The organism is Brevibacillus sp. 1238, assembly GCF_029892995.1.
GTDB lineage: Bacteria > Bacillota > Bacilli > Brevibacillales > Brevibacillaceae > Brevibacillus > Brevibacillus parabrevis.
Genome location: NZ_JARXWC010000005.1, coordinates 177512 through 201112, shown reverse-complemented (window position 1 = coordinate 201112; position 23601 = coordinate 177512). Strand labels below are relative to the sequence as shown.

At 51.3% G+C, this 23601-nt stretch carries 22 protein-coding genes; 18 read left to right on the top strand and 4 right to left on the bottom strand.

All coding sequences use genetic code 11. The features are described 5' to 3' along the window. Positions 1 to 14 precede the first annotated feature (14 nt). The 4 genes from M2298_RS14555 to icmF all read left to right on the top strand — a co-directional run bounded on the left by M2298_RS14555 (position 15) and on the right by icmF (position 6495). Positions 15 to 1157 carry an acyl-CoA dehydrogenase gene (locus M2298_RS14555; protein WP_173596356.1) on the top strand — a complete coding sequence of 381 codons (1143 nt, stop codon included), beginning with the start codon at positions 15 to 17 and terminating at the stop codon, positions 1155 to 1157. Positions 1158 to 1229: 72 nt separating this feature from the next. After that, positions 1230 to 2372: an acyl-CoA dehydrogenase gene (locus tag M2298_RS14550; RefSeq protein WP_063228956.1), complete on the top strand. Its 1143-nt coding sequence runs from the start codon at positions 1230 to 1232 to the stop codon at positions 2370 to 2372. Between the two features lie 205 nt (positions 2373 to 2577). Further along, positions 2578 to 3210 carry a TetR/AcrR family transcriptional regulator gene (locus M2298_RS14545; protein ID WP_063228957.1) on the top strand — a complete coding sequence of 211 codons (633 nt, stop codon included), beginning with the start codon at positions 2578 to 2580 and terminating at the stop codon, positions 3208 to 3210. A gap of 33 nt (positions 3211 to 3243) precedes the next feature. Beyond that, the gene (gene icmF / locus M2298_RS14540) at positions 3244 to 6495 is read left to right on the top strand and encodes a fused isobutyryl-CoA mutase/GTPase IcmF (protein ID WP_122962566.1); all 3252 of its coding nucleotides are present in this window, start codon (positions 3244 to 3246) and stop codon (positions 6493 to 6495) included. A gap of 69 nt (positions 6496 to 6564) precedes the next feature. Here icmF and M2298_RS14535 read toward each other — a convergent pair whose 3' ends face one another. From M2298_RS14535 to M2298_RS14525, 3 genes are all read right to left on the bottom strand, one after another. Next, positions 6565 to 7182, bottom strand: a complete 618-nt coding sequence (locus M2298_RS14535) for a hypothetical protein (protein ID WP_122962567.1) — start codon at positions 7180 to 7182, stop codon at positions 6565 to 6567. Positions 7183 to 7288: 106 nt separating this feature from the next. After that, positions 7289 to 7966 (bottom strand): hypothetical protein, encoded by a 678-nt coding sequence (locus M2298_RS14530; protein ID WP_122962568.1) that lies wholly within the window; start codon positions 7964 to 7966, stop codon positions 7289 to 7291. A gap of 350 nt (positions 7967 to 8316) precedes the next feature. Then, on the bottom strand, positions 8317 to 8859 hold the full coding sequence (locus M2298_RS14525; protein WP_173596358.1) for a DUF1572 family protein: 543 nt from the start codon (positions 8857 to 8859) through the stop codon (positions 8317 to 8319). 240 nt (positions 8860 to 9099) lie between these two features. On the opposite strand from M2298_RS14525, the gene rpoE reads away from it, so the two are divergent. Both rpoE and M2298_RS14515 read left to right on the top strand, forming a co-directional pair. Further along, positions 9100 to 9654 (top strand): DNA-directed RNA polymerase subunit delta, encoded by a 555-nt coding sequence (rpoE, locus tag M2298_RS14520; protein ID WP_122962570.1) that lies wholly within the window; start codon positions 9100 to 9102, stop codon positions 9652 to 9654. A 208-nt stretch (positions 9655 to 9862) separates the two neighbouring features. Further along, positions 9863 to 11464, top strand: a complete 1602-nt coding sequence (locus tag M2298_RS14515; protein WP_122962571.1) for a CTP synthase — start codon at positions 9863 to 9865, stop codon at positions 11462 to 11464. Between the two features lie 58 nt (positions 11465 to 11522). On the opposite strand, the gene M2298_RS14510 is transcribed toward M2298_RS14515, so the two are convergent. Then, a complete protein-coding gene (locus M2298_RS14510; RefSeq protein WP_063228964.1) occupies positions 11523 to 12317 on the bottom strand; it encodes a lipid II flippase Amj family protein in 795 nt (264 codons plus the stop codon). Positions 12318 to 12485: 168 nt separating this feature from the next. On the opposite strand from M2298_RS14510, the gene M2298_RS14505 reads away from it, so the two are divergent. From M2298_RS14505 to M2298_RS14450, 12 genes are all read left to right on the top strand, one after another. Further along, positions 12486 to 12860 carry a response regulator gene (locus tag M2298_RS14505; RefSeq protein ID WP_023555166.1) on the top strand — a complete coding sequence of 125 codons (375 nt, stop codon included), beginning with the start codon at positions 12486 to 12488 and terminating at the stop codon, positions 12858 to 12860. Positions 12861 to 12963: 103 nt separating this feature from the next. Beyond that, complete coding sequence (gene fba / locus M2298_RS14500; protein WP_063228965.1) at positions 12964 to 13818, top strand: class II fructose-1,6-bisphosphate aldolase; 855 nt, start codon at positions 12964 to 12966, stop codon at positions 13816 to 13818. A gap of 14 nt (positions 13819 to 13832) precedes the next feature. Next, positions 13833 to 14477: a fructose-6-phosphate aldolase gene (gene fsa / locus M2298_RS14495; RefSeq protein ID WP_122962572.1), complete on the top strand. Its 645-nt coding sequence runs from the start codon at positions 13833 to 13835 to the stop codon at positions 14475 to 14477. 79 nt (positions 14478 to 14556) lie between these two features. Then, entirely contained in the window at positions 14557 to 15840 is a 1284-nt protein-coding gene (locus tag M2298_RS14490; protein ID WP_122962573.1) for a UDP-N-acetylglucosamine 1-carboxyvinyltransferase, read from the top strand. Between the two features lie 28 nt (positions 15841 to 15868). Next, complete coding sequence (gene glpX / locus M2298_RS14485; RefSeq protein ID WP_063228968.1) at positions 15869 to 16831, top strand: class II fructose-bisphosphatase; 963 nt, start codon at positions 15869 to 15871, stop codon at positions 16829 to 16831. A 53-nt stretch (positions 16832 to 16884) separates the two neighbouring features. Beyond that, positions 16885 to 18165 (top strand): transcription termination factor Rho, encoded by a 1281-nt coding sequence (rho, locus tag M2298_RS14480; protein ID WP_063228969.1) that lies wholly within the window; start codon positions 16885 to 16887, stop codon positions 18163 to 18165. Positions 18166 to 18234: 69 nt separating this feature from the next. Further along, complete coding sequence (locus tag M2298_RS14475; protein ID WP_122962574.1) at positions 18235 to 19137, top strand: LysM peptidoglycan-binding domain-containing M23 family metallopeptidase; 903 nt, start codon at positions 18235 to 18237, stop codon at positions 19135 to 19137. 70 nt (positions 19138 to 19207) lie between these two features. Further along, entirely contained in the window at positions 19208 to 20473 is a 1266-nt protein-coding gene (locus tag M2298_RS14470; RefSeq protein ID WP_122962575.1) for a radical SAM family protein, read from the top strand. Positions 20474 to 20577: 104 nt separating this feature from the next. Next, positions 20578 to 20778: a 50S ribosomal protein L31 gene (gene rpmE, locus M2298_RS14465; protein WP_005827805.1), complete on the top strand. Its 201-nt coding sequence runs from the start codon at positions 20578 to 20580 to the stop codon at positions 20776 to 20778. Between the two features lie 93 nt (positions 20779 to 20871). After that, complete coding sequence (locus M2298_RS14460) at positions 20872 to 22329, top strand: cryptochrome/photolyase family protein (protein ID WP_280648651.1); 1458 nt, start codon at positions 20872 to 20874, stop codon at positions 22327 to 22329. A gap of 30 nt (positions 22330 to 22359) precedes the next feature. After that, a complete protein-coding gene (locus tag M2298_RS14455; protein WP_122962577.1) occupies positions 22360 to 22935 on the top strand; it encodes a thymidine kinase in 576 nt (191 codons plus the stop codon). Positions 22936 to 23026: 91 nt separating this feature from the next. Beyond that, the gene (locus tag M2298_RS14450) at positions 23027 to 23527 is read left to right on the top strand and encodes a sporulation protein (protein WP_122962578.1); all 501 of its coding nucleotides are present in this window, start codon (positions 23027 to 23029) and stop codon (positions 23525 to 23527) included. Positions 23528 to 23601 lie beyond the last annotated feature (74 nt).

Here is a 23601-nt window from a genome sequence, read left to right as displayed (position 1 = left end):
AAGGTAGGACGGACATGGATTTTCGATTGAACGATGAGCAAGAGATGATGCGCCGCATGGTACGCGACTTTGCGCAAAAAGAAATTGCGCCGTTTGTTCCGGTTATGGAGGAAAAGGATGAGTTTCCCCGCCAGATTCTCAAAAAGATGGGCGAGATGGGGCTGATGGGAATACCGATCGCTGAAGAATGGGGAGGCGCCGGAGCCGATTTTGTCTCCTACATTTTGGCGATTCACGAGATTTCCAAAGTGAGCGCGACAGTGGGAGTCATTTTGTCCGTGCACACCTCTGTAGGAACGAATCCGATTCTTTACTTCGGAACGGAGGAGCAGAAGCGCAAGTACGTGGCAAAGCTGGCTCGTGGCGAATATCTCGGCGCTTTTGCCCTGACCGAGCCGCATGCCGGGTCCGATGCCAGTAGCATCAGAACGACAGCGGTGCGAAGCGGGGATGAATACATCCTGAACGGCAACAAAGTGTTCATTACAAACGGCGGCGAAGCGGATACGTACATCACTTTTGCGGTCACGGATGCCAGCAAGGGAAGCAAAGGAATTTCCGCTTTCATCGTGGAGAAAGATACGCCGGGCTTTATCGTCGGCAAAAAGGAAAAGAAAATGGGGCTGCACGGCTCCTACACGACTGAACTGGTGCTTGACAACGCTCGCGTACCTGCTGCCAACCTGTTGGGGCAAGAGGGAGACGGCTTCTGTATTGCGATGGCGAACCTGGACACGGGCAGAATCGGAATCGCTGCGCAAGCGTTGGGGATCGCCGAGGCTGCTGTCCATTACGCGACAGAGTACGCAAAAGAACGCAAGCAGTTCGGACAACCGATCGCCAAGCAACAAGCTATCGGGTTCAAGCTCGCGGACATGGCGACAAAAGCGGAAGCAGCGAGACTGTTGGTGTATCGCGCAGCATCACTGCGCAGCCAGGGAATCGCCTGCGGCATGGAAGCGTCGATGGCAAAACGGTTCGCTACGGATACGGCGATGGAGCTGGCGACAGAAGCGGTACAAGTGTTTGGCGGGTACGGCTACACCAGAGAATATCCGGTTGAGCGTCTGTTCCGGGATGCCAAAGTTACGCAGATTTATGAGGGTACCAACGAAATTCAACGAATCGTAATCGCCAAGCATTTGCTTGCTGACTAAATAAAAGCCTTTTGTGCCGCCCGGTTACTGGGCTGACTAAAACAGGCGAAAACACATGGGGGAGTGAAAAAAATGAATTTCCAGCTCACGGAAGAACATGACATGATGCGTAAAATGATCCGCGATTTCGCAGAAAACCAGGTGGCTCCGACAGCAGCCGAGCGCGATGAGGAAGAGCGCTTCGACAGATCCATTTTTGAACAGATGGCAGAGCTTGGCTTGACGGGCATCCCTTGGCCGGAAGAATACGGAGGCGCTGGCGCGGACTACTTGAGCTACGTCATTGCAGTCGAAGAACTCTCCCGTGTGGATGCGTCGATCGGCGTAACTTTGTCCGCACAAGTATCGCTGGCAAGCTGGCCGATTTACAAGTTTGGCACAGAAGAGCAGAAACAAAAGTTTTTGCGTCCATTGGCAGAAGGCAAAAAAATGGGAGCTTACTGTTTGACTGAGCCAGGCTCAGGCTCCGACTCCGCAGGAATGCGTACAACTGCTGTGCGCGATGGCGACCACTACATTTTGAACGGCAGCAAAATTTTCATCACCAATGCGGGTGAAGCAGAGATTTACATCGTTTTTGCCGTAACCAGCCCTGAGCTGAAACACAAGGGAGTTACCGCCTTCATCGTGGAAAAAGGCATGGACGGCTTCACGATGGGCAAAAAGGAGAAAAAGCTGGGCATTCGTTCCTCGCCAACTTTGGCGGTGAATTTTGAAGATGTACGAGTTCCTGTAGAGAATAGGCTCGGCGAGGAAGGTCAAGGCTTCAAAATCGCCATGATGACGCTGGACGGCGGACGAAACGGAATCGCTGCCCAAGCGGTTGGCATCGCGCAGGGAGCTTTCGAGCACGCCCTTGCTTATGCCAAAGAACGCAACCAGTTCGGGAAGCCGATCGCGTCCTTGCAAGCCATCCAGTTCAAGCTGGCTGACATGGCAACCAAAATCGAAGCCGCTCGCTTGCTCACGTATCAGGCTGCATGGCTGGAAGACCAGGGCCTGCCTTACGGAAAAGCATCTGCCATGTCCAAAGTATTCGCGGGCGATATCGCGATGGAGGTTACGACCGAAGCAGTGCAAGTATTTGGCGGGTACGGCTACACCCGTGAGTACCCTGTCGAGCGCTTCATGAGGGATGCGAAAATCACGCAAATTTATGAGGGCACTAATGAAATCCAGCGCGTAGTAATCAGCAACTACCTGCTAAAAGAATAGAGAAATCATTACCGACAACCACGATTGTTCCAACTAGCTGAACGCAAAAAGATTTTTTGATAAGGCCTGTGGAAAAGAAAGGTTTGGCTTTGCGCTCTTACTCGCGTATAATTGTTTGCGAAAAGATCGTCAATGAGCGTTTGCGCCTTTCTTTTCCTGAAAGTGTCTGACTAAACGCTCAGTCGGTTGGAAGGGTGGATTTGTTGTGTCCGAAAGAAGAAAAACCATACCGTCCTTGGTAAAGGACCCGAAGTTGATTGAAAAACGCCGGGAGCAGATTATTGAAGCTGCCGTTCATCTCTTCATTAATAAAGGTTTTCACAAAACGACGACGAGGGAGATCGCCCGGGCTTCCGGGTTCAGTATCGGCACCTTGTACGAGTACATCGAATCGAAGGAAGACGTGCTTTATCTCGTTTGCGATGCGATTCATGCCGAGATGGAGACGCGTTTGCGCGAAGCGATCAATTTTAACGGCACAGGCTTGAAAATTTTGAAGCTCGCACTCAAAAGCTTGATCCGCGTGATGGATCAGATGAGCGACCGCGTCCTGCTCATTTATCAGGAGTCGAAGTCGCTGCCGAAAGAAACGCTTCGTTACGTTCTCGGACGTGAAGAAGAGATTGCCCAAATTTTTGTGGAGATCCTGCAAAAAGGGATTGCCGACGGTTCGCTGCGCATTGATGAGAAGCATGTCAAGCTGATGGCTGACAATATCATGGTGCTGGGCGAAATGTGGGTGTTCCGTCGCTGGGCTCTGCACAAGCACTATACGTTGGAGGAGTTCACCGAAAAGCAGATTACGCTGTTGCTTCGTGAAATCAGTGTCTCCGACTAAGTCATTTACTTGAATCTCGGGGAGAGTGGAACGATGGAAACCGAAGTGTATCGTCCGCAAAACAAGGTGCGTTTTGTGACCGCTGCCAGCTTGTATGACGGTCACGACGCCTCGATCAATATCATGCGCCGTATTTTGCAGTCATCGGGAGTGGAAGTGATCCATCTTGGTCACAATCGCTCGGTCGATGACATCGTGACTGCTGCCATCCAGGAGGATGTGCAGGGCATTGCCATCAGCTCTTATCAGGGCGGCCATGTGGAATATTTCAAATACGTGATTGATCTTTTGCGCGAGCGGGGAGCGGAGCATATCCGTGTCTTCGGGGGCGGCGGTGGAGTAATCGTTCCACGCGAGATTCGCGAGCTGGAGGAATACGGCGTCTGTAAAATTTACTCGCCGGATGACGGCAGGCGTTTGGGCTTGCAAGGCATGATCAACGACATGATCAGAAACAGCGATTTTCCGACCGTCAAACAGTTGGAAGACGAAGTAAAGGGCTTGCGCGAGCAGAATCACAAGGCGGTCGCCCGACTGATCTCTGTCGCGGAGTATGCGGTGGATCAGCCAGAGTGGAAGGAACCGTTGCAAGCAAGCGTGCTGGAAGCCCCAGAGTCGATTCCGGTGCTCGGGATCACAGGTACAGGTGGAGCCGGAAAAAGCTCGCTGACGGATGAGCTTGTTCGCCGCTTTATCCGTACGTATCCGGAAAAAACAGTCGCGATTCTGTCTGTCGATCCATCCAAGCAAAAATCGGGTGGAGCGTTGTTGGGCGACCGGATACGGATGAATGCCAACAACACGCCACGCGTCTACATGCGCAGTTTGGCGACGCGAAAGTCAGGCATGGAGCTGTCGGCGGCGTTGAAAGATGCCATTCAAGTAACGCGTGCCGCACAATTTGACTTGATCATCGTGGAGACGAGCGGGATCGGTCAGGGCGATGCGCAGGTGACGGAAGTGTGCGATGTTTCCATGTACGTCATGACCAGTGAATTTGGTGCGCCATCGCAGTTGGAAAAGATCGACATGCTCGATTTTGCGGACGTGATCGCGATCAACAAGTTCGAACGCAAAGGCTCGGAAGATGCTTTGCGGGAAGTGCGGAAGCAGTATCGTCGCAATCATCAGCTATTCGATTTGCCTGACGAGCAGGTCCCGGTTTACGGTACGATTGCCAGCCAGTTCAACGACCCGGGCACAAATGTGCTGTTTGCTGCTCTGATGCATAAAATTGTGCAAAAGACGAATGTGGACTGGTCTGTTGAGAATTTGGATACTACTCCTGTGAAAATTCACAAAACTTCGTTGATTCCGACAGAAAGAATCAACTATTTGCAAGAGATTGCGAATACGGTCCGCCAATACCAGGCGTACACCGATGAGCAGTCCGCTATCGCCCGCAAGCTGTATCAGCTGCACGGCGCCAAGGAAACGCTGCTTGCAGCCAAGGACGAAGCAGTAACCGAATTGATCGCGGTACTCGACAAGCAAATCAAGCTGTTCGAGGAAAAGCTGCATCCCGAATGCCGCAAAGTGCTCGACAACTGGCCCAAGCTCAAGGAAGCGTACAGACAGGACCAGTTTGTCACTCGCATTCGCGACAAGGAAATCGTCACGAAGCTGTTCAGCGAATCGCTGTCAGGTACTCGCATTTCGAAAGTAGCCGTGCCGGACTTCCATGACTGGGGCGAGATTTTGAAATGGTCGCTGAAGGAAAACGTACCAGGCGAGTTCCCTTATACAGCTGGGGTATTTCCGTTCAAACGCGAGGGAGAAGATCCGAAGCGGCAATTTGCGGGCGAAGGTACGCCTGAGCGCACGAACCGCCGTTTTCACTTCTTGTCCCAAAATGACGAAGCGAAGCGGCTGAGTACGGCTTTTGACTCGGTGACCTTGTATGGGGAAGATCCGGATTATCGTCCGGATATTTACGGGAAAATCGGAACGAGCGGCGTGAGCATCTGCACGCTCGACGACATGAAAAAGCTGTATGCCGGCTTCGACTTGTGTGCGCCGAGCACATCGGTTTCGATGACGATCAACGGTCCTGCTCCGATGATTTTGGCGATGTTCATGAATACGGCCATCGAGCAGCAGATCGAGAAGTTTGTCCAAAAGGAAGGGCGCCAGCCTACCGAGGAAGAAGCCAAACAAATCAAGGCGTATACGCTGTCGACGGTTCGCGGCACGGTCCAAGCGGATATTTTGAAAGAAGATCAGGGACAAAACACATGTATCTTCTCGACTGAATTTGCGCTGCGAATGATGGGCGACATCCAGCAGTATTTCATCGATCAAAAGGTGCGCAACTACTACTCCGTGTCGATTTCCGGCTACCATATCGCGGAGGCGGGGGCGAATCCGATTACCCAGCTGGCGTTTACGCTGGCGAACGGGTTTACGTATGTGGAGTATTACTTGAGCAGAGGCATGCACATTGATGACTTTGCGCCGAATCTGTCGTTCTTCTTTTCTAATGGACTGGACCCCGAGTATACGGTCATCGGCCGGGTCGCTCGCCGCATCTGGGCAACCGTGATGAAAAACCGCTACGGCGGGAATGAACGCAGCCAAAAGCTGAAATATCACATTCAAACATCCGGACGCTCCTTGCACGCACAGGAAATGGATTTCAACGATATCAGAACGACGCTGCAAGCGCTGATTGCGATTTACGACAACTGCAATTCGCTGCATACCAATGCCTACGACGAGGCGATTACGACCCCGACAGAGAACTCTGTACGCCGGGCTATGGCGATCCAGATGATCATCAACAAGGAAATGGGCCTCGCGAAAAATGAAAACCCGTTGCAAGGCGCGTTTATTATTGAGGAGCTGACGGATCTGGTCGAAGAGTCCGTGATGCAGGAATTTGAACGGATCAGTTCTCGCGGCGGCGTGCTGGGAGCGATGGAGACGCAGTACCAGCGCGGCAAAATCCAGGATGAATCGATGTATTACGAGATGAAAAAGCACACAGGCGAGCTGCCGATTATTGGCGTGAATACTTTCATCAATCCGAACGCTTCCGAGGACGACTACGAGATCGAACTGGCGCGGGCGACCGAGGAAGAAAAAGAACAGCAAATCATCAACCTGAGAGCGTTCCAGGAGCGCCATCGCGATGTAGCTCCACAGGCGTTGCGCCGCTTGCAGGAAGTAGCGATGGCGGGCGAAAACATCTTCGCCGAACTGATGGAAACGGTGAAGGTCGCTTCGCTCGGACAGATCAGCGCCGCTTTGTATGAAGTCGGCGGTCAGTATCGGAGAAACATGTAGCGGCAAGTTTGGAGCGCAAAAACGAAACAAGGGCCACCTTTGTATAGAGGCGGTCCTTGTTTTGGTTGTTTAAGGGGCGGATTCCATGAAATCGAGAATGTATTTTTGAAGGGTGGAGGTAATTTCGCCATTCCTGGTGATCATTTTTGTTTCCATCTCTTTATCGGATAGTTTGGCATGTTGGGGTAAGGCAGGCAAAACTCGAAACGTTGTCACCTGAATAAATAGACCATTGGCTGTAAAGCTGTTGCTGTAAACAGAAGGGAAAGTCATTTCAGACCCCAGCCTTTTGCCGGTTGTGCTGTCGATCCTGTTTACGCTGGCATAATGCTTCTCCGATACCCACGGATGGTAATAAAAGCCGACTTTTGTCAGGATATCCCCATCTTCTATAAATATTTCTTTTGTTAAGGCTTTCGATAAGTCGTCATCAATCGCGTCTACCTTGTTTTTCGACCATTTCATTTCTGGATTTCCCGGATAAATGGTGTAGTGTTGAGCAGTAGGCTTGATTGTTTTATACGTTTGGGACAAATGATCCATGGCACCGTTAACTCTGCTGACAAACTGTTCATATGACAACTGCTTTTCTGGTTCTTTTCCGAGCGTGAGAATACCAATCTGCCACAGTAACAGTAGTCCGGCAACTGCCAGAACACATTTGATAACAATGCTGTTCATTTTCATACAACGATTCCTTTCAGAGAAAGTAAATGATTCTGCAATAACGAAGTTCTTTGCTGACATGCAAAACAAGAGTAGAAGCTGAACTTCTACTCTTGTTTTTTATTTTTCAATCATACGTTACTTTTCCGAAATGAATCTTACCAGTGTCGTATTCACTGTAAGGCAATCTTGCATTTACTGTTCTAGTTTTAAATCCGGAATTACCGGAAACGTCTTGCCACTTGTATTTTACAGCCCCGCCTGTTCGAACACCGTGGGCATAAATTTTAATAGAGCCAGTTCTGCCAGTATACAAATTGTATTTTTTGCTAGCGCCGATCCCCTCAGATGTAGAGGAAGCTCTGGCTACGCTTCCATTAACGCTTGCTTCCACCTCAACCGCTATAACGTTAAACTCTGCTTTAGCAGAAAGTCCTCCTGAAATTGTCCATTGCACCGTTGACGATTCATTATAGGAAACCGTTAATTCTGTTGTAGAACCAGCTTCATCTCGGGTGTCAAAGGAAAATTCAGCAATTTCAAATGCGTCCCTCTTGTTTTCAGTATAGCTAGGGACGTAACTCACTGGCCATTCTTTATACATCGAGTCTGATCTAGGAGCAATGTTTTTGGAAGATTTGCCAAAATTACTTTGCCATTCGTTATTTGTTTGCTCTTGAGCAATTTTTTGAATCTCGGAATCAGAATAGTATCTTACATTCCCTTCAGCGAAGCTGACAGAGGAGAAGGCGGTTAGTGATAGAACGGTAGTCAAAAGTGTGACAAATGTTTTCTTTCTAAACATTATATACCCTCCCATATTTTGGAATCTATTTAACCATAAACCATTTTTTGTAAAATAACAATATGATTATCGAAAATACAAGGAAAATATTTACAATTAATGTCGGCGTGTTTTCTAATATCGTAATTGACGACGATGGAAAGGGGGTGTGGATGTTCCTGAGGGAACTAATCATAAGGATCGTCTCTTGATATCGGCGGTGACGAAGCGTCTATAAATATGCAAAACGAACCTCTAGAATCTTTTCCAAGGTTCGTTTTGGTTTAGCGATATAGTTGAGCTTAATGCATGGAATGCTTCATTGTTTTAGCGAATCTTGAGGGGACTGTTATAAAATTATCGCAACAGCTCTACCCCTCACTAGAATGCCGCCGAAAAACTTCTTGGTTATACTCAACCGATCTCCCGCGGGGAATACTCAAACTCACCCAATGCTCGTTTTGCAACTGTTTCCCGAGGTAAACGATTTGTCCGACGTGGTAGGAGTAGTGAGAGAGCTGGCGCTGGATGGCTTTCATGACGGAGTGAGGCTCGTTTCGGATCGTGACTGTTTTCATCAGGTCGTCATGCGAAAGCGCGGCCAGAGCGGCAAACAGAACTTGCCAGCCTGTCTCCCAACAGGCGATCAGGTCCTCTTTCGTAGCGAAGCCGCCTTCAAATTCCTGGTCGCGATTGCGGCCGGGTTTTTCGCCATCGCTTCCGAACAGATCGGTCCATCTGGCTACCATGTTGCCTGACAGATGTTTGACGATGATTGCAATGCTGTTGGACTCGCTGGAAGGTGCTTGCTGAAGCTGCTCCAGGGAGAGCTGTTCGATCGTCTTTTCCCCGAGTTTTTTCACATCGAAAAACTTGTCTGTCGTACATGAAAGAAACTCCTGTGCCCATTCCATTCGCTTCACTCCTTTCTTTATCTATTTGATCTTACATGAAAATGGTTACACCTTGTTTGAAAGCCTTGCATTTTCGGCTAAAATAAGGAATACTGTATGTTAGCCTTCGTATGTTGAACGACATGCGAAAAAGGAAATGGACTTCATTTATGTATTGCCTATGCAAAGCCTGCGTCCACCAGAAAAGGGCGAGGTCGGTATTGAACCCAATAGTTTTCTAATGGAAAGGACGTGCCCTGGGTGAGTCAATTGTTTGCTCATATTGATCCCGAGAAACTGAGCGAGATGGCGTTGGTTGATATTGCGTATGAAATTTTGCGTGAAACCAACCGCACTTACAACTTCCGCGAGCTGATGGATGAACTGGTTACCGTTCGTAACATGACAAACGAACAACTCATGGCAATCATCGCGCAAGTATACACAGAAATTAACATTGACGGCCGTTTTGTATGCCTTGGCGACAACGTGTGGGGATTGAAGCGCTGGTACCCGACTGACACAGTTGAAGAGACGCAAGAAGGCGGCGGAACCAAAAAGAAAAAAATTATCCTCGAGGACGACTTCGACGATTACGACACCGAAGACGAAGTGGTTGAGGATTACGAAGACGACGATGTTGTCATTTTCGAAGACGAAGAAGAATTTGTTGATGAGGATGCAGAGATCGAGGATGAAGAGATCGATGCTGAAATCGACGAAGAGGAGCTCGAAGAAGAGGAAGACGAGCTGTTCGACGAGGAGCTTGAAGAAGAGGAAGCTGACGAAGAGTTGGAAGATGAAGAGGATAAGTGATAAGTCCTTGACTTCCGCTTGAGGGACAGATAAAATACTCCTTGGGCTTCACATGAAGAAGGATTAAATAAGGGAAACTATAAAACAAAAGTGCCCCTACCCCATTGCATGAAGGGATAGGACTCGCTTTTGTTTTTCTTTTTTTGGGAGCCGTCTTCATACGTTTTTTACTACTACTAAAGGGTTAGGGAAAGAGGGGACGTTAACGATGACGAAGTATATTTTTGTGACAGGCGGGGTCGTATCCTCGTTGGGAAAAGGAATTACAGCGGCTTCTCTGGGCCGACTCCTGAAAAATAGGGGCTTGAAGGTAACGATCCAGAAGTGCGATCCGTACATCAACGTTGACCCAGGGACAATGAGCCCGTATCAACATGGTGAAGTGTTCGTAACGGATGATGGAGCGGAAACCGACCTGGACCTGGGACACTATGAGCGCTTTATCGACATCAACCTGAGCGCGAACTCCAACGTAACGACTGGAAAAATCTACTCAACCGTCATCGCCAAAGAACGTCGTGGAGACTATCTGGGTGGAACTGTTCAAGTGATTCCGCACATCACCAACGAGATCAAAGACCGCATTTTCCGCGCTGGCCGTGAAACAGGAGCCGATGTGGTCATTACCGAGATCGGTGGAACTGTAGGGGATATCGAGAGCTTGCCGTTCCTGGAAGCGATTCGTCAAATCAAGAGCGACATTGGCCGTGAAAACGTCATGTACATTCACGTGACTCTTGTTCCTTACATCAAGGCAGCTGGCGAAATGAAAACAAAGCCAACCCAACACAGCGTGAAAGAACTGCGCAGCCTGGGCATCCAGCCAACCGTTATCGTAACTCGTACCGAACAGCCTATGACACAAGAAATGAAGGACAAGCTGGCGCTGTTCTGTGACATCGACAAAAACGCGGTTGTGGAGTGCGTAGACGCCGAGACACTGTACGATGTTCCGCTGCAACTGCAAGCCCAAGGTCTGGATGACTACGTGTGCCGCCATCTCGGTCTGGCTTGCCAGGAAGCAGACATGACGGAGTGGAAATCGCTGGTTGGCAAAATCAAAAACTTGTCCAAGACCACCACTATTGCGATCGTCGGGAAATACGTAGAGCTGCACGACGCTTATTTGTCTGTAGCAGAAGCGCTGTACCACGGCGGTTATGCGAATGATTCCAAAGTGGAAATCAAATGGGTGCACGCAGAAGAAGTTACGCCTGAAAACGTAGCCGAGATGCTGGGCGATGTGAACGGCGTGCTGGTGCCAGGCGGCTTCGGCGATCGCGGCATCGAAGGAAAAATCATCGCTACCCGTTACGCTCGCGAAAACAAGGTGCCGTTCCTCGGAATTTGCCTCGGTATGCAAATCGCGGTTATCGAGTTTGCCCGTCACGTGGCAGGCATGGATGGTGCCAACAGCTCCGAGATCAACCCGGAAACAGCTTATCCAGTTATCGACCTTTTGCCAGAACAAAAGGAAATCGAGGACAAAGGCGGAACCATGCGTCTTGGCATCGGACCTTCCAAAGTGGAAGAAGGCACGCTGACTGAAGCTGCTTACGGCAGCACACTGGTGTATGAGCGCCACCGTCACCGTTATGAAGTCAACAACGAATATCGCGAGCAACTGGCTCAATTGGGCCTGCGCTTTGCAGGTACGTCGCCGGATGGCCGCCTGGTGGAAATCGTGGAAGTTCCAGACCATCCTTGGTATGTGGCTACCCAGTTCCATCCGGAGTTCACTTCCCGTCCGAACCGTCCGCAGCCATTGTTCCGCGACTTCGTCAAAGCTTCCCTGAACCTGAATCGATAAATGTTTGCATAAAAAAGACGCCCCGGCGAAATCAATCGTCGGCGCGTCTTTTCTGTTTTCAATGAAAGAGCGGCGATAGCCAGGCTACCCAATAAGCGGCGGGAACAAGCAGAAGCTGCGCCAGAACGGTTCCGAAAAAGCGGGAAATCATCAGCCACAAATACATGTCGCGAATGGACTCCTGCGTCGCTTTTCCCTGCATAGCCTTTTCGGTCAAAAGGGCAACCTGCGGGTCGACCAGAATGGTCATGAAGATCGTCGCAAAGCCGTTGATCATGCCGGAAGACATCAGTACGGTTGCTTTGTAGTCAGGCGTCAAAAGGGTTGCATACAGCACGGAGAGCACGCTGCTGGTATAGATGGCTGTCCCCAGGCAGTTGAGCAGCAAAAGGCGTTTGGGGATGCCTTTGATGCGAAAGCGGGAGATGCCTTGCCAACTCGGGATTCGCACGTGGTGCCGGACGCGGCGGATGCTGTCTACCGTGACGGCTGTGCGCAGCATTTGCGGGATCGAGCCGGCCAATTCCAGATGGGAAATCACCCGCTTGGAAATTTGGACAAACGTAGGAAACAGCACGATGGCTGCCAGCGTCCCTACTGAGGAGGCGACGATAATCAAATGCAGCTGCCAGCTCGGATCGGTGTGCAGCATGGCAGCCTGATCCATCAGTCCGCCAGTGAACGGACCTTGGATCAGGTTGGAGGTGCGGGAGAGAAGCAGCGTAATGCCGACAAGCGACAGGGCGACCGCGATTCTCCCTGTTTGTACGCCAGCGAAGCGAATGGCGTAGGAAAGTGTCTCTGTCGTATGGATAACAAACGTTAACAGGCAAATCAACCAGAGCGCATCCATCTTGTTTTTCGGCTCCTTGCGTAGTGCAAAAATGGTATTCCTAATTATACTCGAAATGGACACTGCGGGAAATTTTCAATAGACGAAGCGCAAAACGGGCAGGAGTTTCCTGATTTTAGGCGAAACCATAATTAATTAAGGAAATGGATTCGTCAGGGGGGAGTAACCGTGTTCGACAAACATGATAAAAAGGTACTGGTTGTCGATGACCAGTATGGGATTCGCATTTTGTTGTACGAGGTACTGGGCAAAGAGGGATACAAAACATTCCAGGCTGCAAACGGGAAGATGGCCCTGGAGATTGTGGAAAAAGAATCGCCTGATCTGGTCATTCTCGACATGAAGATTCCAGGCATGGACGGGATTGAGATTTTGAAGCATATCAAGAAGATCAATCAGGAAATCAAGGTAATCATGATGACCGCTTATGGCGAACTGGACATGATCAAGGAAGCGACGCAACTGGGAGCGCTTACCCATTTCACCAAACCGTTTGATATCGACGAATTGCGAATGGCTGTTCAGCAGCAGCTTGCCTGCTAGTGCTTTGGACAAGTCTTCGTGGGGACAAGCGTACCTGTTAACATACGCCTGTCTGTGATATAATAAGCCACGTGATTGAAGTTAGCAGAGGAGGATTTCCCAAATGCCACTGGTACCTATGACCGCTTTTACCGAAGACGTCAAATTGCATAAATACGCCGTCGGACAATTTAACCTGAACAATCTCGAGTTTACTCAAGCGATTACGGAAGCTGCGATGGAAGAAAAATCGCCTGTGATTTTTGGTGTTTCCGAGGGAGCGCTTAAATACATGGGTCTTGATTACACGGTAGCCATTGCAAAAGTGGCGGCAGAACGCGCAGGAGTACCTGTTGCGCTGCACCTGGATCACGGCAGCAACTTTGACATTGTCATGAAGTGCATTCGCGCAGGATTTTCTTCGGTTATGTTCGATGGTTCCCACCATTCGTTTGAAGATAACCTTCGCTTGACCAAACAGGTTGTTGAGGCTGCTCACGCTGTAGGCGTTTCTGTAGAAGGTGAACTCGGTACCATCGGCGGGGTAGAGGACGACCTGTCTGTTGACGAGGAAGACGCTACTCTGGCGAATCCGGAAGAAGCGATCCGCTTCTGGGAAGAAACAAAAGTAGACTACGTAGCCATTGCAGTGGGAACAGCTCACGGCATGTACAAAGGCGTGCCAAAAATTCGCTACGACATTATCGAAAAAGTAGCAAGCAACATCGGAGCGCCAATCGTGCTGCACGGTGGTTCCGGCGTACCAGACGATGCGATTGTGGAATCGATCAGACTGGGCGTAGGAAAAATCAACGTAAATACAGAAAGCCAAGTCGCATGCACCGAAACGGTTCGCAAAGCGTTGGCTGCGAAACCTAACGAAATCGATCCGCGCAAATACCTGGGTCCTGCTCGCGATGCGATCAAGGAAGTCGTAAAAGGAAAAATGCGCCTGTTCGGAAGTAGCAACCGCGCGTAACTAGGAGGATAATCATGCGTTTTTTGATTGATACGGCAAATGTAGATGAAATTCGCGAGATTCACGAATGGGGCGTTTTGGCTGGAGTAACGACGAACCCTTCTCTTGTTGCAAAAGAAGGCCGTGACTTTGTCGAAACCCTCAAAGAGATCATCGATATCGTAGATGGACCGATCAGTGCGGAAGTCATCAGCACCGATGCCAAAGGGATGATTGAAGAAGGCGAAAAGCTGGCTTCTCTCTCCAAAAACATCGTGATCAAGCTGCCGATGACGGCTGAAGGTCTGAAGGCAACCAAGTATTTTGCCAAGCGCAAGATCAGAACGAACGTAACGCTGGTGTTTTCCGCTAACCAGGCGCTGCTTGCTGCTCGCGCAGGTGCAAGCTTCGTGTCTCCGTTCCTGGGACGTCTGGACGATATCGGTCAAGACGGCATGCAGCTGATCGAAGACATCGCAGAGATTTTCTCTGTGCATGGCATCGATACGGAAATCATCGCAGCATCTGTTCGTCACCCTGTTCATGTGACAGAAGCCGCTCGCCGTGGTTCGCACTTCGCTACCATTCCGGCAAAAGTATTCAAGCAACTGATTGCTCACCCATTGACAGACAGCGGTTTGGAGAAGTTCCTCGCTGACTGGGCAAGCATGCAAAAATAAGGACACGTACCGAAAGTTCAAGCACCTTTCTCATTGGGGAAGGTGCTTCTTTCCCGATTACACCTGAGGAGAGCGATGCATGGATAAGCTGATCATCAATGGTGGAAAACCGCTAGCGGGAACGGTGACCATCAGCGGAGCAAAAAACAGCGCAGTCGCACTGATTCCTGCCGCATTGTTGGCGGATGGACCTGTTGTTATTGAAAATCTGCCCCGTATTCAGGATGTAGATATCTATCACGAGCTCCTGCGGGAAATGGGAGCTGACGTGCTGTTCGAAGAAGACTGGATGGAAATCGACGGGCGCTTGATGAAGCTGATGCTCATGCCTAACGGCAGAATCAAAAAGCTGCGCGCCTCTTACTATTTGTGGGGAGCCTTGCTTGCCAAATTCGGAGAGGCACAGGTAGGATTGCCTGGCGGATGCGATTTGGGGCCAAGACCTGTCGATTTGCATATCAAAGGCTTTGAAGCGATGGGCGCCGAGGTCGAGAACAAAAACGGCGTGATGACCATCCGGGCCAAGCGCGGTCGTCTGCAAGGTGCGAGAATATACCTTGATCTCGTCAGCGTAGGAGCTACGATCAACATCATGCTTGCTGCCTCCAAGGCAGATGGCGTGACCATTATTGAAAACGCTGCCCGTGAGCCGGAGATCGTCGATGTGGCGACTCTGCTCAACAATATGGGAGCAAACATCAAAGGCGCGGGTACGGACGTCATTCGCGTCCAGGGCGTGGAGCGTCTGCGGGGTTGCCGTCATACGATTATTCCGGACCGGATTGAAGCCGGCACCTACATGATCGCGGCAGCGGCTACGAATGGCAACGTGCTGGTGGAAAACGTGATTCCGAAGCATCTGGAGTCGCTGACCGCCAAGTTGCGTGAGATTGGCGCACAAGTGATGGAAATGGACGATTGCATTCAGGTGATGGGCCGGGATTCTTACCGTTCTATCGATGTGAAGACAAGTCCGTATCCGGGTTTTCCTACAGACTTGCAGCAGCCGATCACAACGCTTCTGACTCTTGCCAAAGGATCGAGCATCGTCACAGACAATATTTACAGCTCGCGTTTTCGCCATGTGGATGAATTGCGGCGCATGGGGGCGACACTGAAGGTAGAAGGACGCTCGGCTGTGATCGAAGGCGGCAGCAAGCTGAACGGAGCGAAAGTCGTGGCTTCTGATCTGCGGGCAGGAGCGGCGCTGTTTATCGCCGGGTTGGCAACGAGCGGCACGACCGAGCTGGAAGGTCTTGAGCATATCGACCGTGGTTATGAAAATTTGGTGGGCAAGCTGCAAACGCTCGGTGCCGACGTGATTCGGGTAGGCTTGCAGCACACGGAAAGCCCACAACGTTAACCAATCATCAGGAGAGGAGTCTTCCAGAATGGAGCGCAGTTTGACACTGGAACTGGTGCGTGTAACCGAAGCGGCTGCTTTGGCTTCCGCCAGTTGGATGGGGTTAGGACGAAAAGATGAGGCTGACGATGCGGCAACGACTGCCATGCGCAAGGAATTTGAAAAAGTTCCGATGGATGGCGTAGTTGTAATCGGGGAAGGCGAAATGGACGAAGCTCCGATGCTTTATATCGGCGAGCGCCTCGGTCAAGGAGTAGCGCCAGCGGTAGATGTGGCTGTCGACCCGTTGGAAGGAACCAATATTCTCGCAAAAGGGACATGGGGCGCGATTTCTGTCATTGCCATTGCCGATCGCGGAAATTTGCTGCATGCTCCTGACATGTATATGGAGAAAATGGCAGTAGGGCCAAAAGCGGTCGGGAAAGTAGACATCAACGCTCCGATCCGCGACAACCTGAAAGCAGTAGCTGCGGCACAAGGCAAAGATATCAGCGACCTGGTCGCGATTGTCCTCGACCGTGACCGCCATTCCCGCATCATTCACGAAATTCGCGAGGCTGGCGCGCGCATCCGCCTCATTTCGGACGGCGATGTGGCTGCGGCGATCAATACGGCATTCCCTGATACGGGTGTAGACATTTTGTTCGGTTCTGGCGGAGCACCAGAGGGCGTGCTGGCTGCGGTTGCCTTGAAATGCCTCGGAGGAGAAATCCAGGGCAAGCTGCTGCCGCAAAGCGAAGAAGAAATTCAACGTTGTGTTAAAATGGGGCTGACCAACCCGCACCAAGTATTGTTCATGGATGATTTGGTCAAGGGTGACGACGCCATTTTTGCAGCAACTGGCGTAACAGATGGCGAATTGCTGAAAGGGGTTCGTTTTCAAGGAACCCGTGCCACGACGCATTCTGTTGTTATGCGTGCAAAAACGGGAACGGTACGCTTCATCGAAGGGAACCACCGCCTGGAACGCAAGCCTTCGCTCGGCTTGTAAGAAACGAGTTTAGACAGATGAACTTTCAAGAGTAAATAAAGAGTGGTGGATGTATGTTACTTTCTGAACTAGAAGAGAAGAAACTGACCGATCTCTATAAACTGGCCAAAGAGTACCACATCCCGTATTACTCCCAGCTGAAGAAGAAGGAATTGATCTTCGCGATACTTCGGGCACGGGCAGAGCGGGATGGCCTGATGTTTATGGAGGGCGTGCTGGAAATCTTGCCGGAGGGCTACGGCTTCCTCCGTCCGATCAACTATCTCCCAAGCTCGGAAGACATCTACATCTCCCAGTCGCAGATTCGCCGTTTTGATCTGCGCATGGGGGATGTGGTGTCGGGCAAGGCGAGGCCGCCAAAAGAAAACGAGCGTTACTTTGGGTTGTTGCAAGTAGAGGCAGTGAACGGAGAAGACCCTGAGACTGCTTCGGAGCGTCTGCATTTCCCCGCTTTAACACCGCTGTATCCTCAAACCAAGCTAGTGCTGGAAACTGCGCCAGAGCGAGTTTCCACCCGCCTGATGGATCTTCTTGCCCCTGTTGGACTCGGACAGCGTGGATTGATCGTCGCCCCGCCGAAAGCGGGTAAAACCATGCTGCTGAAAGAAATTGCCAACAGTATTACGGAAAGCCGGCCGGATATTCATCTGTTTGTTTTGCTCATCGACGAGCGTCCGGAAGAGGTAACCGATATGCAGCGTTCCGTCAAGGGAGAAGTGGTAGCTTCGACTTTTGACGAGCTGCCGGAAAATCACATCAAAGTGGCAGAGCTTGTGCTGGAGCGGGCAAAACGTTTGGTCGAACACAAAAAAGATGTTGTGATCCTGCTGGATTCCATTACCCGGCTCGCACGCGCCTACAACTTGGTGATTCCGCCAAGCGGCCGTACATTGTCCGGCGGTATCGATCCGGCTGCGTTCCACCGTCCCAAGCGCTTTTTCGGTTCGGCACGCAATATCGAAGAGGGCGGCAGCCTGACGATTTTGGCTACAGCTTTGGTCGAGACAGGCTCGCGCATGGACGATGTGATCTATGAGGAGTTCAAAGGAACGGGCAACATGGAGCTTCATCTGGATCGCAAGCTGGCTGAACGCCGCATTTTCCCGGCGATCGACATTCGCCGTTCGGGAACGCGTCGCGAGGAACTGCTGCTGACCAAAGAAGAGCTGGATAAGCTGTGGATGATCCGCAAGAACATGAACGAAACGAACGAATTTGTCGACTCGTTCATCAAGAAGCTTGCGGACACGAAAACAAACGAAGAATTTTTGCAGACCCTGGAAACGAAGCAACAAGGACGGGGAAAAGCTGCTGGCACGACGGTGAGTTCATGACTCGCCGTCATTTTTTTTGCCTGTTTTGCATACCGTAAGAGAGTTGGAGGAAAAAGGAGGAGAGAATCTGTGGAGTATGTGCATGTTCCTGCGCCCATTGAGAGCCAGGTTGAAGCGAAAAAGGTTGTCGTGGAGCAAGCGCTGTTTCAAGCGTTCAATCCTTACGCAGGTTTGACCAAGCAAGCGCCTTCGGCTAAAAGCAATGCGATGGTGTACTCTGTCCGCGAAGGAGACACTCTGTCTGGAATTGCCGAGCGGTATGGCCTTACGCTGAAAAAGCTGGTAGAGACGAATCAAATCAGCAATCCGGGTCTGCTTTCGGTCGGGATGAAGCTGGTTATTGCCAAAGATGAAGTGACCCATATGGTGAAGCAAGGAGAGACGATCGATTACATAGCAAGAAGGTATGGAGTCAGCAAGGAATTGTTGCTGGATCGCAATCCGCTGTTAAAATGGCTGTCGGACAACCTGTATGTGGGACAGGTTGTGTACATTCCTGTTGCCGGAGGGCCGCCGATGCAGGCAGAAGAGCTGCAGCAAAAGCGGAACACCACCCAGGCGGCAAGCAGGCAAGTAGTGGCGCGGATTCGCGGCCGAATGGATTGGCCTGTAGAGGGAGCGACGATTACAAGCGGCTTCGGAACACGCTGGGGCAAGGTGCACAAAGGTGTGGATTTGTGGAACGAGCAGGAGGCCAAAACGCCGATTTTGGCAGCGAAAGCAGGGAAGGTGGTCGAGGCGGGCGCCAATCGATCCGGGTACGGGCGGATGGTCGTACTGGACCACGGAGACGGTTTGCAAACTTTTTACGCCCATATGCGCACGATTTTGGTCACGTCCGGCCAAAGCGTAGAAGCGGGCGACGTCCTCGGCTACATGGGTCAGACGGGCGATTCGACCGGGTATCACCTGCACTTTGAAGTCAGACAGGACGATGTGCCGATCAACCCGCTCCCGTATCTCGGCAGGTAACCCTTCACAATTTACATTGCTTTTTCAATGCGTTACAATGGGCAAAGCAAAGAAGCGAGGCGATTTTCCCATGTATTTAGTATACGCAGATGAAAACGGCAATGTTTACGACCACCCGGGATTGTTCTCGGTGGCGCGCAACGGCGATATATTGACAGAAATTCTGGAAGAAGAACTGATTCCGCTGCCGGAAGGAGCGACGTTGGTCAGTTTGCCAGATACGGTGCCGATCGGGATGGACCCCGATACGGGCGAAATGATCAAGCTCGACGGCTGTACAGCGGTTGGAGCGCTTGTTCCACAAGGAATTACCCGTCTTTTGCTGCCTGGCTATGTGAAAACAAACCGGGAGAGCAAGCTGCCGCTGTTCGGCTATTCGGCAGTGGTGTGGAAAGACAATCGTTTTTGGGTGGCAGGCAGAGCGAGTGACGATATTTACAAATGGGACCCGCTCAATTTCCCGATGGATGAGTTGAGACAGCGTGTGGAAAAGACGTTGGAGCTGTTTCCGCAAAACCGGATTTTGAATCACCTGTCTCACTGTGCGCTGGAGTACGAGTGCTTGACCGCCTCCAATAACTTTTTCAACCGCTGGGAAGGCAGTCTGCCTGTCTCCTACACCTGTAATGCGGGTTGCTATGGCTGTATTTCCGAGCAACCTGACGACAGCGGCTTCCCGTCTCCACAGACACGGATGAACTTCAAGCCGACAGAGGACGAGCTGGTCGAAGTGATGCTGCACCACCTGCAAACACCGGAAAGCATCATCAGCTTCGGTCAAGGCTGCGAGGGCGAGCCGTCCACCATGGCAGGAATTATTGTGCCAGCCATGCGTCGTGTGCGGGAGACGACAGACATGGGCTTCATCAACATCAATACCAATGCTGGCTTGACCGATCACATCAAAGGGATTGTGGACGCCGGACTGGACTTGATGCGTGTCAGCATTATCAGTGCGATTGACGAGCATTACAACGCTTACTATCGTCCGCGCAACTACACGCTGGAAAATGTAGCCCGATCGGCCGAATACGCTGCTTCCAAGGGCGTGTACACCTCGATCAACTACTTGTGCTTCCCGGGCGTGTTCGACCGCGAAGAAGAGATGGAAGCGATGATCAACTTCATTCGCCGGACGGGAATCAAGCTGATTCAAATGCGCAACCTGAACATCGATCCGGAAAGCTACCTGGCGATGATTCCAAAAGCGCGGGGCGAAGTCTTCGGAATGAAGCAGGCGATTGAGATTTATCAGGAAGAACTGCCGGATGTCGTAATCGGATCGTTTACGCACATTCCGCCGGCAGAACTGCGCCGCAGGAAAAACATGGCCTGATCGGTCAACCTGTTGCATTTCAGCTGACAGCATGCTACTATCTTTTATGTGTTTATATAACTCTGTTTCGGCAAACGATTCAGGGCGGAAAGAGGTGTAGTGAGATGAAACAAGGTATTCATCCTAAGTACAACGTAGTAACTGTTACATGTGCATGCGGTAACGAATTTGAATCCGGTTCCGTGAAACAAGCGTTGAAAGTGGAGATCTGCTCCAACTGCCATCCTTTCTTCACTGGAAAACAAAAATTCGTGGATGCTGGCGGCCGTGTAGACCGTTTCAAACGCAAATACAATCTGTCCTAATCAGACGGGATTGGAGCAACCAGGTAGAGCGATCTGCCTGGTTTTGTCTTTTTCTGGAACAAAATTATCACGGACAGCAAGGGGGGGCAATCGATGACAGCCATCATCTGGTTTCGGCGCGATCTGCGTTTGCACGACCACGCGGCTTTACATACGGCAGCGCTTACGGGCGAACCGGTTGTCCCGTTGTTCATTATGGACGATGCCTTTTGCCAGCCTGACGCGGTTGCAGACAAGCGATCGCATGCGTTTTTATCGGCTGTGGACAACCTGGCGGGCAGCTTGCAAGAAGCTGGCGGGAGGCTCCTGATTCGCCGGGGGAATCCGGCTGACGTGCTTTGTCAGGTCGCTCGCGAGACGGGGGCAGACAAAGTCTTTTACAATCGCGCATACACTCCCGAAGCGCGAAAACGCGATGCGACTGTAACGGAAGCTTTGGAGCGGCAAGGCATGCGCGTTCATGCTTGCAAAGATTTGCTCATGCATGAGCCAGGCGACATTTTAACCAGGCAGCGGACGCCGTATGCGGTGTTTACCCCTTATAAACGGGTGTGGCTCACCCTTCCGAAAGACCGCCCTTTTCCACAGCCGACATCATGGCGAATGTGTGAAGGACTGGCCGATTTGCCAGGGGAATCGGCTCCTTTGGTCGAAGCTTTTGGGCGCAAACGTCCCGTTGGCAGTGAATGGGCGACGGCTCTGTTTGGAGAGCGGACAGCTCGCGAGCGATTGCAGCAATTTATGCACGAAGCTGTGCATCGATATAAAGAACGGCGCGATTTCCCCGGACTGGATGCGACTTCGCACTTGTCTTTTGCCTTGAATGCAGGCACGTTGTCGATTCGTACGGTGTATCACCAGGCGCTGGAGGCCATGGAGGAAGCCAGGGGAGAAGAAGTCGCCTCCGTGGAAGCGTTTGTCACGGAGCTTGTCTGGAGAGAGTTTTATCAGCAAGTGCTGTATCATCACCCGCACACGACCGATCACGCGTATTTGCCGCAGTTTGAAGCGGTCGCCTGGGAAAATGACGAAGCGCTGTTTTCGGCTTGGTGTAACGGTGAGACGGGCTATCCGATCGTCGATGCAGCGATGAAGCAACTGAACGAAACAGGCTGGATGCATAACCGCCTGCGCATGATTGCGGCTTCTTTTTTGACCAAGGATTTGCTGGTGGATTGGCGGTGGGGGATGCGCTATTTTGCGAAGCAGCTTGTCGACTTCGACGAGGCGGCCAATATCGGCGGCTGGCAATGGAGCGCTTCTACCGGGACGGACCCGCAGCCGTACTTCCGCATTTTCAATCCGGTTGCGCAAGGCGAGAAATTCGATCCGGACGGGACTTTTGTCAAAAAATATCTTCCCGTTCTAAGCGAAGTCCCTCTACAATATATCCATAAGCCTTGGGAGATGCCTGAGCATGTGCAGGAGCAGGCGGGATGCAGGCTCGGCCTGGATTATCCTGTTCCTTGCGTCGATCATGCGAGCAGACGGAAGCTGGCGATGTCGTTGTTTCAAGAGGCGAAAGACAGCTACGCCAGGACGCGAAAATGAATCAGTTCTAGGCAAAAGGGAGATAGAGACGTGGCACAATTATATTTTCGTTACGGGGCAATGAATGCCTCCAAATCTATTCAGTTGCTGACGGTCGCTCACAACTACGAGCAATCCGGCAAAAAAGTAGTCGTGTTCACGCCGGCGGTCGATGATCGGTACGGCGTGGGGAAAGTGGCATCGCGGGTAGGGATCAGCAGAGAAGCGATTCCGATTGGCGAGGAAACCAATTTGTATGAGATTGTCGCGGCCGAAACGGTAAAACCGCACTGTGTACTGGTGGACGAGGCGCAGTTCATCAGCCGCCATCATGTGGACCAGCTGGTGGCGATTGTCGATCAGCTCGGAATCCCCGTCATCGTCTACGGCTTGCTGAAAAACTTCAAGAACGAGCTTTTCCCGGGAAGTGCCGCGTTGTTGTGTGAAGCGGACAAGGTGGAAGAGATCAAAACGGTGTGCGTTTACTGCAACAAAAAAGCGACGCATATCCTCAAATTCAAAAATGGACAACCTGTATACTCCGGAGAGACGATTGAGATCGCTGGCAACGACACGTACAGCAGCGTCTGTCGCAAGCATTATTACAACCCTCCGGCAGCTCGCTAGAAGCCGAACAGGAAAAGCCACCCTTGTTTTTCGCTGTGCATGAGCCGAAAAGGCACTGCGCAGACTAAGCAAAACAGGAGGTGGCTTTTTCGTGCGAATCACGTCTTTTGGGAAAAGCTCACTGACAGTGCTGGGCATTCTCGTCCTCTCTTCTGCCTTGACTGTCGGGTGCGGCGGCCGCAATACTACTCAAGAAAAAGGTTCCAACACGCAAGCGCTGGACGGTCAGCACCCTGCTTCGATCAAAGGGGAGCGGAGCGGGGAAGTTTTGCACCATCCTGCGCCGCCTGCCGCCGATCGTGACACTTTGATGGGGCGCAATCAAAACCCGAACTTGATCATCGGCCAGTCCAACGTGCGCAATACGCAAATCGACATGAACAACATGGAAATGATGGCGAAGTCGGTAAAAGGCGTCGAGAACGCCCGTATCACACTGAATGGCGGCAATGCATATGTTACTCTTGACCTTGTGCATAACATTACGGCGAGTCAGGCGCGATCGGTGGAGCAGCAAGTTATTGCGCTTTTGCAGCAAAAAATCCCGCGCTATGACTTCCACGTCACCTCTAATGAGGGCTTTCACCGTTGATCGTGTGACTGGAACTGGTATGGCAAGGCTCGGCATCGCCGGGCCTGTTTTGCATCGCAAAAAGCAGAAATTTC

What these genes read in the sequence shown, in the direction of transcription:
- M2298_RS14555 (WP_173596356.1), top strand. Translation starts at nt 15, where the DNA reads ATGGATTTTCGATTGAACGATGAGCAAGAGATGATGCGCCGCATGGTA.
- M2298_RS14550 (WP_063228956.1), top strand. Translation starts at nt 1,230, where the DNA reads ATGAATTTCCAGCTCACGGAAGAACATGACATGATGCGTAAAATGATC.
- icmF (WP_122962566.1), top strand. Translation starts at nt 3,244, where the DNA reads ATGGAAACCGAAGTGTATCGTCCGCAAAACAAGGTGCGTTTTGTGACC.
- M2298_RS14535 (WP_122962567.1), bottom strand. Translation starts at nt 7,182, where the DNA reads ATGAAAATGAACAGCATTGTTATCAAATGTGTTCTGGCAGTTGCCGGA.
- M2298_RS14530 (WP_122962568.1), bottom strand. Translation starts at nt 7,966, where the DNA reads ATGTTTAGAAAGAAAACATTTGTCACACTTTTGACTACCGTTCTATCA.
- M2298_RS14525 (WP_173596358.1), bottom strand. Translation starts at nt 8,859, where the DNA reads ATGGAATGGGCACAGGAGTTTCTTTCATGTACGACAGACAAGTTTTTC.
- M2298_RS14515 (WP_122962571.1), top strand. Translation starts at nt 9,863, where the DNA reads ATGACGAAGTATATTTTTGTGACAGGCGGGGTCGTATCCTCGTTGGGA.
- M2298_RS14510 (WP_063228964.1), bottom strand. Translation starts at nt 12,317, where the DNA reads ATGGATGCGCTCTGGTTGATTTGCCTGTTAACGTTTGTTATCCATACG.
- fba (WP_063228965.1), top strand. Translation starts at nt 12,964, where the DNA reads ATGCCACTGGTACCTATGACCGCTTTTACCGAAGACGTCAAATTGCAT.
- fsa (WP_122962572.1), top strand. Translation starts at nt 13,833, where the DNA reads ATGCGTTTTTTGATTGATACGGCAAATGTAGATGAAATTCGCGAGATT.
- M2298_RS14490 (WP_122962573.1), top strand. Translation starts at nt 14,557, where the DNA reads ATGGATAAGCTGATCATCAATGGTGGAAAACCGCTAGCGGGAACGGTG.
- glpX (WP_063228968.1), top strand. Translation starts at nt 15,869, where the DNA reads ATGGAGCGCAGTTTGACACTGGAACTGGTGCGTGTAACCGAAGCGGCT.
- rho (WP_063228969.1), top strand. Translation starts at nt 16,885, where the DNA reads ATGTTACTTTCTGAACTAGAAGAGAAGAAACTGACCGATCTCTATAAA.
- M2298_RS14470 (WP_122962575.1), top strand. Translation starts at nt 19,208, where the DNA reads ATGTATTTAGTATACGCAGATGAAAACGGCAATGTTTACGACCACCCG.
- rpmE (WP_005827805.1), top strand. Translation starts at nt 20,578, where the DNA reads ATGAAACAAGGTATTCATCCTAAGTACAACGTAGTAACTGTTACATGT.
- M2298_RS14460 (WP_280648651.1), top strand. Translation starts at nt 20,872, where the DNA reads ATGACAGCCATCATCTGGTTTCGGCGCGATCTGCGTTTGCACGACCAC.